Annotated in this window: 1 protein-coding gene; it reads right to left on the bottom strand. The window is 28.5% G+C overall.

What is annotated here, in order from left to right:
• Positions 1–909 (bottom strand): acetyl-CoA carboxylase biotin carboxylase subunit family protein (locus AJ932_RS08500; protein WP_070289032.1); only part of this gene is annotated, 909 nt, incomplete at both ends.

Genomic DNA, 909 nt, shown 5'->3' with positions numbered 1-909 from the left:
AATTAAGAGTTGTAAATAATCAATGCCATAAGAATGATATGCTAATACATCACGCCAACCTCCTAAGCGGGTTGCGATTTCTATGACCGATAATTTGCATTTTTTAAATCCCCCCCCCCCGTTAGTTTCAAATTTTACTTCTATATGTGAAGCTCCAAAATTAATTTTAAAAGCATTTAGAACTTTAATAATTTCATTTTGAATATTTTTTTTTTCATGATGAGTTATCCTAGCAGGAATCAAATGCTGTGTTTCTAAAAAATCATTTGCAAATTCGCCTTCTCGTAAATATTCTTCTGTGATAGCTATAATTTGATGTTTACCATGAGAGCTTATAGTTTCTACACTAAATTGTCTACCTTTTAAAACTTCTTCGGCTAAAACGATTTTATTATAAGAGAAATCTTTAGCTTTGTAAAAATATTTTTTTAAATTTTCTTTATCAAATACTTTTACAACTCCTCTTCCAGCACTTCTATCGCTTGGTTTTACAACAACAGGGAAATTAGCAATTTGTTCTAAATCTTTTTCATCTTTGAGTATAAAGTATTTAGCATGATTGATATTGTTTCTTTCAAATACTTTTTTCATTAAGCTTTTATCTGTAGTATTTTTAGCACATTCATAAGAATTAGTTCCAAGATTAAGCTTTTCTCCAATGTAGCATACTGTTAAATTTCCAAGTTCTGTAGCAGCAGTAGCAATACCTACTATATTAAATTTGATAGCTAATTCCAGAATTTTTTCTTTATCAGCAATAGAAATAGGATGAAAATAATCTGCTAAATCTTTGCAAAAACAATTTTCATTGTAGTCAAAAACATGAGTGATAAAATCTTTTTTTGCATGTAACACTAAATCTGCTTGTAAATCACCACCGCCAATAATAAAAAAATGTTTGTTTTTCAT

This window comes from Campylobacter sp. BCW_6873 (genome assembly GCF_001762365.1).
Lineage (GTDB): Bacteria > Campylobacterota > Campylobacteria > Campylobacterales > Campylobacteraceae > Campylobacter_D > Campylobacter_D jejuni.
Note: the sequence above shows the minus strand (reverse complement) of the source record. Positions and strands in the feature narration are given on the sequence as shown.